The 678-nt window shown below is 40.9% G+C and carries 2 protein-coding genes; both read left to right on the forward strand.

The genetic code is table 11. The features are described from left to right. Positions 1-7 precede the first annotated feature (7 nt). A complete protein-coding gene (locus CXF69_RS00580; protein ID WP_228706720.1) occupies positions 8-157 on the forward strand; it encodes a copper resistance protein B in 150 nt (49 codons plus the stop codon). Between the two features lie 95 nt (positions 158-252). Then, a partial coding sequence (locus CXF69_RS00585; RefSeq protein ID WP_102078939.1) for a DUF305 domain-containing protein occupies positions 253-678 on the forward strand: 426 nt, incomplete at its 3' end.

Here is a 678-nt window from a genome sequence, read left to right on the forward strand (position 1 = left end):
AGTTAGGCTGGCTTATGAGACATTCAGTCGTCAGCTCGCGCCTTATGTTGGTTTCAGCTACGAGAGCGCCTTGGGTGATGCGCGAGACTTACGTCGTCAAGAGGACGAAGACGTTGATTCTAACAGTCTGACTGCTGGTGTGATGTTTTGGTTCTAGTGTTAACCATGTAAGTAACAACAGTTTATAACACTAGCTCTAAAAAAAGGCACCTCTTTATTTAGGTGCCTTTTTACTAAATTAAGGACAAGAATATGAATAACCATATGGATAATAAACAGAAGCAAATGAACCCTTATGTAAAGTTCACAATCATGATTTTAACATCCACAGTGGTGATGTTTATCATGATGTATTTTAACACCTATCAGTGGGATCATATTTACTTTAGTGAAACCCGAGCTTATATGGCGCTGTATATGGGCGCGGTAATGGCAATTATCATGCTCGCCTTTATGACTAATATGTATAAAAAGACTAAGGTCAATCTAATGGTTTATGGGATTAGTGTCGTGCTATTTGCCTTTGGTTTATGGGGCGTTAGATCACAACAAACGGTCGATCAAGTGGATTGGATGCAGGCGATGATACCGCATCACTCGATTGCTATTTTGACCAGTTCGCGTGCTGATATCGAAGATCCACGTGTACGTCAGCTTGCTGATGACATTATCGAAGCA

Source organism: Psychrobacter sp. Choline-02u-9 (genome assembly GCF_002836505.1).
Classification (GTDB): Bacteria; Pseudomonadota; Gammaproteobacteria; order Pseudomonadales; family Moraxellaceae; genus Psychrobacter.